Here is a 6803-nt window from a genome sequence, read left to right as displayed (position 1 = left end):
CCCAGCGGGCGGCCGCTGCCGGGGTCCACCACGGCTTGCAGCAGGGGTTGCAGCTGGACATCGGAGATCGCGGTCATGGCAGGGAACAGTTCACGGCAAACGGGGCGAACAGTCTAGCCCGCAAGCGGTCTGCATCCAGTCGGCGGGCTTTGTGCGTAGAGTGAGGCGGCCCCGCATTGCCGCCGGAGATTTCATGCGCCGACCTGTTGTCTTGCTTGCCGCCGCCCTGCTGGGGACCTCAGCCCTTGCCCAGTCCGGCAAGCTGCTGTTGACCGGCGGCGTGTCCAGCATCGACGGCGCCGCCGGCGGCGGGCTGACGCCCTGGGCCGTGACCGGCAGCTATGCCACGGCCGGCGAAGTCGGCGCCACCGCCTTCCTCACCCGCGCCAAGACCGGCAACTACGGCCTGCTGACCTATGGTGCGGCCATCGCCTTCCACGACCGCATCGAGGTCTCGCTGGCCAGGCAGGACTTTGACACCGAAAGCAATCTCGCTCCCCTCGGCCTGGACGGCCTGCACCTGAAGCAGAACATCCTCGGCGTGAAGCTGCGCCTGGTGGGCGACGCCGTGCTGGACAGCGACACGCTGATGCCGCAGATAGCCATCGGCCTGGAGCACAAGAAGACCCACGCCGGCAACCTCGGCCCGACGCTGTTCGGGCCACTCGGCGCCAGGGATTCGGGCACCGATTTCTACGCCAGCGCCACCAAGCTCGTCCTGGCCGACGGCGTGCTCGTCAACCTGACGCTGCGCGCCACCAAGGCCAACCAGAATGGGCTGCTGGGCTTCGGCGGTGCCCAGGGCAAGGGCTACCGGCTGCAACCCGAGTTCTCGCTCGCCAAGCTGCTGGCCAAGAACCTGGCCGTCGGCGTCGAGTTTCGCGCCAAGCCGGACAACCTGAACCAGTCGGTGCTGGGCGCGGGCGCGCTGAAGGAAGACGACTGGAAGGACATCTTCATCGCCTGGGCGCCGAACAAGCATGTCTCGCTGACCGCCGCTTGGGTGGACCTCGGCCGCATCGCGCCGGCCGTGCAGCCCAAGCGCCAGACCGGCGGCTATCTGTCCGCGCAGTTCGCGCTCTGACCCGGAGTTCCCCATGGCCCGCGCCGTTCTTGCCTGCCTGCTGCTCACCTGCGCTGGCGCGTTCGCGCAGACGCCCCCCGCCAACGACAGCGTCTACCAGGCCTGGGGCGGCAAGGCCGGCATCCGCGCGGTCATGGACGACTTCGTGCCGCGCCTGTTGACCGACCCGCGCACGGCTCCCTTCTTCAAGAACACCAATCGCGAAAACCTGGCGACCCAGTTGACCGATCAGCTCTGCCAGGAGGCCGGCGGCCCCTGCGTCTACAAGGGCGTGCCGATGAAGCTGGTGCACCAGGACCTGGACATCGCCCGGCGCGACTTCAATGCGCTGGTGGAGATCCTGCAGCAGGCCATGGATGCCAAGGGCATTCCCTTCAGCGCGCAGAACGGCATGCTGGCCAGGCTGGCGCCGATGCACCGCGAAATCGTCACCACGGTGACTGAAACGCAGCAACGTCGGTAAAGAATTCTTTCGTTAACCGCGGCGCCACAAGGCGGCCGGGCCCGCGCGGCACACTGCCAGCCATGCAACTCACCCGTGTATCCGCGGCCGCCCTGCTGGYGGCCTGCGGCAGCTTGCCTGCCCTTGCGCAGTTCCCCGCCGCACCCGATGCGGCGGCCTCCGCGCCGGCTCGCCCGGCACCCAAGCCCGCCGACGCCAAGTCCGAGCAGCTCAAGCGCGTCGAAGTCACGGGCACCGCCACTGACGAATCTATCCGCAAAGCCTCCACGGCCAGCAAGATCGTCATCACGCGCGAAGAGATCGAGAAGTTCGGCGACTCGACGCTGGGCGAGATGATCAAGCGCCTGCCCGGCGTGACGACCGGCGGCCGCCCGGGCCGCGGCGGCGACATCCGCATGCGCGGCATGGGCGGCGGCTACACGCAGATCCTCGTCAACGGCGAGCGCATGCCGCCCGGCTTCTCGCTGGACCAGCTGCCGCCCGAGCAGGTCGAGCGTATCGAGGTGCTGCGCGCACCCACGGCCGAGTACGGCACGCGTGCCGTGGCCGGCACCATCAACATCGTGCTGCGCGAGGCGTTGAAGAAGAAGCTCAACGAGTTCCGCGCCGGCTTCGCCACCGAGCGCGGCCAGATCAGCCCCGGCATCAGCTGGACGCGCAACGACAACTTCGGCGAGGGCCATGCCTACAACCTGACCGTCAACGCGATGCAGGGCAAGCGCGTCGACGACATCATCAACGACACGCTGACCCATTCCGTCGCGAGCAACAGTGACAGCCTGCTGACCTCGCGCGGCCGCACCGAAGACCAGCGCAGCGCGCTGAACCTGACCGGCCGCGTGCAGTTCAAGCTCAACGCGACGGACAGCCTGGCCATCCAGCCCTTCATCGTCTCGACCAAGTCCAGCAGCAACACCCAGCTGCTGCAGACGACGACGCCTCAGCCGAATCCCCTGCCCCCCGGCTTCTTCGACCAGGCCGACACCGACGGCGACAACCGCTTCACGATGGCGCGGCTGAACGCGCAGTGGCAGAGCAAGCTGAGCAGCGACACCCGGGTCGAGGCCCGCGGCGGCATCGGCCGCGCCCGTGGCGAGAGCCACAGCGTGCGCCAGGAACGCCTGGCCGGTGCGGCCACGCGGCTGCAGGACGACAACAACACCAGCCGCGACAGCAACTGGAGTGCGCTGGCCAAGATCTCGCACAACCTGGGCGGCGACCATGCTCTTGTCAGCGGCATCGAGGGCGAAGGGACAACACGGCACACCAACCGCGTGACCCTGGTCAACGGCGCGCCCCAGCCGGGGCTGGACGATTTCGGCGACGACCTGGATGCGTCCTCGGTGCGCGTGGCGGCCTATGCCCAGGACGAGTGGAACGTTGGCAAGCAATGGGACTTCTACGCCGGCCTGCGCTGGGAGGGCATCACCACCAAGTCCAGCGCCGCAACCTACGACGCGCGCAACAAGTCCAGCGTCTTCACGCCGCTGGCGCATGCCCGCTACAAGCTCGACGACAAGGGCCGCGACATGATCCGCGCCAGCCTGACGCGCAGCTACCGCAGCCCGCAGCTGCAAGACCTGATCGCGCGGCCGACCATCAACAGCCAGGTGCCTCACCAGGCCAACACGCCCGACCGCGCCGGCAACCCCGACCTCAAGCCCGAGCTGGCGACCGGCTTCGAGATTGGCTACGAGCATTACCTGACCAAGGGCGGCCTGCTGAGTGCCAACTTCTTCGCGCGCCGCATCACGAACCTGATGCGCACCGTGACAGCGCTGGAGACGGTGCCCTGGGCCGCGACGCAGCGCTGGGTGGCTCGCCCGCAGAACATCGGCAAGGCGTCGACCGCTGGTGTCGAGTTGGAGGCGCGCTTTCGCCTCGATGAGTATTTCGAGGGTGCACTGCCCATCAATGTGCGCAGCAACTTCAGCGTCTTTACGTCCAAGGTCGACGGCATTCCAGGGCCGAACAACCACATCGACGGGCAACCCAAGGGCACGGCCAACCTGGGAGCCGACTACCGGCTGCGCTCCGTGCCGCTGACCCTGGGCGCCTCGCTGAACTGGACGCCATCGACGACCACGCAGCAGACGCTGATCACCGAGACCACGGTCAGCCGCAAGGCGGTGGTCGACGCGTTCGCGCTGTGGGCCATCAACACCGAACAGTCGCTGCGGCTGTCGGCGACGAATCTGTCGGCGATGGACTACTTCACGGGCTCGGTCATCGCCACGGGCGATCAAGTCATCACGTCGCGCAGCGGCGGGCCAAGCTACGTGCAGTGGCAGCTGCGCTGGGAGATGAAGATCTGAGCCGAGACGGCTAGCGCGTGAGCGAGAACGCGCTGACGGCAGTGACCAGGCGCCCGGCCTGGTCCTTCAGGCTCTCAGCCGCTGCGGCGCTCTCTTCCACCAGCGCGGCGTTCTGCTGGGTGACCTGGTCCATCTGCGAAACGGCGTCACCCACCTGACCGACGCCGGTGCTCTGCTCGCGGCTCGCCACGCTGATTTCGGCCACGATGCCACTGACCCGCCCGATGGCTTCGACGACGTCGCGCATGGTCTCCCCGGCCCGGTCGACCAGCGCCGAGCCCTTGCTGACGTGGGTCACGCTGGAGTCGATGAGGCCCTTGATTTCCTTGGCCGCGACCGCGCTGCGCTGCGCCAGCGTGCGCACTTCTCCGGCCACCACGGCAAAGCCCCGGCCCTGCTCCCCGGCGCGGGCGGCTTCCACGGCCGCGTTCAGCGCGAGGATGTTGGTCTGGAAGGCGATGCCATCGATGGTGCCAATGATGTCGGCCATCTTTCGGGAGCCGGCATCGATGTCGCGCATGGTGGCGATGACGTCGCTCACCACGGCGCCGCCCCGGGCCGCGACGCCCGTCGCCGTCTTGGCCAGTTCGCTGGCCTGTTCGGCATGGTCGGCGTTATGGCGCACGGTGGTACCCAGTTCCTCCATCGTGGCCGCCGTCTGCTGCAGGGCACTGGCCTGCTCTTCGGTACGCTGGCTCAGGTTGGCGTTGCCCGACGCGATCTGCGTTGAGCCGGTGGCGATGGACTCCGACGCCTCGCGCACTTGCTGCACGATGCCGGCCAGGCTGTCGCGCATGGCCCCCAGCGATGCCAGTACGCTGCCGACCGGTGCGCGCTCGCTACCGGCCACGGGGCTCAGGTCGCCGTCGGCAACCTTGGTCGCGGCCGCGCTCAATTCCGCCGGCTCGGCCCCGAGTGCCCGTGACAGGCTGCGCACGATGAGGGCGCCACTGACGGCGGCAAGCACCAGGGCGCAGGTGACGACAGCCAGGAAGCCGTTGCGCTGGCTGCTGACCCGCGCTTGCGCCTGTTCAATCAGCTCTTCGGCGCGCTGCGCGGTGTAGTCCGAATAGGCGCTCGACGCCTGCACCAGTTCGGCCAGCAGGGGACGGCACTGCTCGTTCATGCGCAGCACGGCCTCGTCGCGCTTTTGCTCCAGCGCCAGCTTGACGATGCCCAGGGCCACCGGCGCGTATTTCTGCTCGACGCGGACGATGTCGGCGATCAGCGCCTTCGCCTTGGCCGACACGTCGGCGGCCTCGGCCATGTGTTGGAGCCGGCCGAGTTGCTCGGAGGCCGTGGCGTGCGCCTTTTCCACCCGGGCCCTCTCGACATCCAGATCCTGCGGCTGCGTGACCAGCACAAGGTTGCGCGCTGCGATGGCGCGCTCGTCCACGGCCAGCCGTACCGCGTTGGCGACGCGCATGCGCGCGTCAATGCCTGTGACGTAGCCCTCGAAGGCCTCCGCCTCGGTTTGGAGAGCCCGCCAGGCGAGCCCCGCGATCAGCAGCAGCAGCGCCACCACGGCACCGAAGGCGAGGATGAGTCTTGCGCGGACGGTCAAAGAGGAGACGTTCATGGTGGCTCTTCGGGTTGGCCAAGGCGATGCCGAAAGTTACCCGAGAGACCTGATATCTGATTTATTTGACAGCTATGAGGTGCAAACAATGCCACGGATCAGTCATTTCTCGCCGCAACACCCCCCATCAAGCACGAGATCTGTTGATGCTGCGCATTGGCGATCCTGTCACTCTGCTCGCAGGTTTTCGCCTGGCGAACCTCGGCACGGCATTGGGCGGCTGCCTGCTTGCCGGGAGTCGGCCACGTGACGCTGGCGGCCGCGCGATACAGAAATGGCTCGGCCGCACGCAGTACGGCCAGGACCCGCACTTCAACGGCTGGCTGCAGGATTCCCGCATCTACGGCAGCGCGCTGGGCGCCGCGCAGGTGCAGGCCCTGGCCCAGCCTGGGCGCGCACATCGTCAGCCGGCACGCTGGCTGGTCGTCACCCAAGGCCCCGTGAGGCCGTCGAGCTCGCAATCCCACAGCGCTTGCGCATCCATCTCATCGACCACGCCTTCGCCGTACACCTTCAAAGCCAGGCTGCGCAGCATGATCACCATGCCCCGCACAAACGCCGCACGCCCCGCTTCCCCGGCCACGCCGAGCAGCACCGAAGCGTCCAGCTTCACGTAGTCCAGCCCAGCTTGGTAGAGCTTCTCGACCTGCGCCAGCCCAGCGCCGGCATGCTCCAGGCCCAACTTGACCCCAAGTGGCCGCAGCTGGCGGCCGAACTCCAGCAGACGCTCGAAATGCTCGGTTGCGGCAGCCTCGGCCAGGTCCAGCAACAACGAGCGCGCCGGCTGCGGCCATTGYGCCAGCAGCTCGCGCAGTTGCGGCAGGAAGGCCGCGTCGGCCAGCGACACCGGCGCCACATTGATGCAGCGCGCCTTGCCATCAGCAGCGATGGCCTGCAGGGCCAGACCGACGGCGAGCAGGTCGACATGCGCCGTCATGCGCGCCCGCACGGCCAGCGGCAGCCAGGCCGTGGCAGGCTGGAAATCTTCATCGAGGCGCAGCTGCAGCGGGCACTCCAGATGCAGCACGCGGCCGGCGCGGTCACGCACCGGGAACTCGACCAGGCGGCCACGCTGCTGGCTGACGGCCTCCTGCAGCTGGGCACGCCACAGGCCCTCGCCCTGCTCGCGGCCAATGCCGGGGTCGGCCACGATTTCGACGACAAAGCCACCACGCGCCTCGCTCTGGTGCTCGGCCCGGGCCAACGCGGCATCGGCCTCGCCCAGCCAGACGTTGCTCGGCCGCTCGCGTGGCAGCTCGACGGCGCCGAGCGCCACCTGCACACCGGGCCCGAAGGCCGGCAGGCTGGCACGCAGCGCATCGGCCAGCGCATGGGCCGTCTCGGCGGCCACGCCCTCGGCCG

General features: G+C 68.4%; 6 protein-coding genes. 3 read left to right on the top strand and 3 right to left on the bottom strand.

Translation table 11 applies throughout. The annotated features are described in order from the left end of the window. Positions 1-193: 193 nt before the first annotated feature. The 3 genes from AC1DU6_RS15850 to AC1DU6_RS15840 all read left to right on the top strand — a co-directional run bounded on the left by AC1DU6_RS15850 (position 194) and on the right by AC1DU6_RS15840 (position 3862). Positions 194-1084 (top strand): DUF3034 family protein, encoded by an 891-nt coding sequence (locus AC1DU6_RS15850; RefSeq protein ID WP_457324778.1) that lies wholly within the window; start codon positions 194-196, stop codon positions 1082-1084. 13 nt (positions 1085-1097) lie between these two features. Then, positions 1098-1547 carry a group I truncated hemoglobin gene (locus AC1DU6_RS15845; RefSeq protein ID WP_457324779.1) on the top strand — a complete coding sequence of 150 codons (450 nt, stop codon included), beginning with the start codon at positions 1098-1100 and terminating at the stop codon, positions 1545-1547. A 62-nt stretch (positions 1548-1609) separates the two neighbouring features. Beyond that, complete coding sequence (locus AC1DU6_RS15840) at positions 1610-3862, top strand: TonB-dependent receptor plug domain-containing protein (RefSeq protein WP_477858216.1); 2253 nt, start codon at positions 1610-1612, stop codon at positions 3860-3862. Positions 3863-3872: 10 nt separating this feature from the next. Here AC1DU6_RS15840 and AC1DU6_RS15835 read toward each other — a convergent pair whose 3' ends face one another. The 3 genes from AC1DU6_RS15835 to AC1DU6_RS15825 form a co-directional block, all read right to left on the bottom strand. Then, the gene (locus AC1DU6_RS15835) at positions 3873-5441 is read right to left on the bottom strand and encodes a methyl-accepting chemotaxis protein (RefSeq protein WP_477858214.1); all 1569 of its coding nucleotides are present in this window, start codon (positions 5439-5441) and stop codon (positions 3873-3875) included. Positions 5442-5539: 98 nt separating this feature from the next. Then, entirely contained in the window at positions 5540-5875 is a 336-nt protein-coding gene (locus tag AC1DU6_RS15830; RefSeq protein ID WP_457323486.1) for a hypothetical protein, read from the bottom strand. Beyond that, on the bottom strand, positions 5845-6803 hold a 959-nt coding region (locus AC1DU6_RS15825; protein WP_477858212.1), incomplete at its 5' end, for an EAL domain-containing protein. The genes AC1DU6_RS15825 and AC1DU6_RS15830, both read right to left, overlap by 31 nt.

This window comes from Roseateles sp. P5_B10 (genome assembly GCF_056400485.1).
Note: the sequence above shows the minus strand (reverse complement) of the source record. Positions and strands in the feature narration are given on the sequence as shown.